A 289-nucleotide genomic window follows, 5' to 3' on the forward strand; every position below is an offset into this window, starting at 1 on the left:
GCGCCCACAGCCGGGCGATTATGGATAAAGTTGTTGAACGCCTTCACGATGTTGAACTTCGGTGCATCCTCTTTCAGCGTAATCGTGGTGCCCACACGCACCTTTGTGTTCGTGACCATAAAGCGGAAGCAGATCAGACCGATCACACCCATGATCAGAGCAATGACGGGGCTGGACACCATCGTGCTGGAAAAACTGTCCGCCGGTGGGCAGATGGCCCTGACCGAGCAGATCGACAACTATCCCGGCTTTGAGGACGGGATCGACGGCTTCTCTCTGGCGGAGAAGA

At 56.1% G+C, this 289-nt stretch carries 1 pseudogene; it reads left to right on the forward strand.

Annotated features, from left to right (window positions below):
* Positions 1 to 168: 168 nt before the first annotated feature.
* Positions 169 to 289 (forward strand): annotated as a pseudogene (locus tag P0G09_RS20385) (thioredoxin-disulfide reductase); the annotation flags it as partial.

The sequence above is a fragment of the Faecalibacterium sp. DFI.5.82 genome, from assembly GCF_029076575.1.
GTDB lineage: Bacteria > Bacillota > Clostridia > Oscillospirales > Ruminococcaceae > Faecalibacterium > Faecalibacterium duncaniae.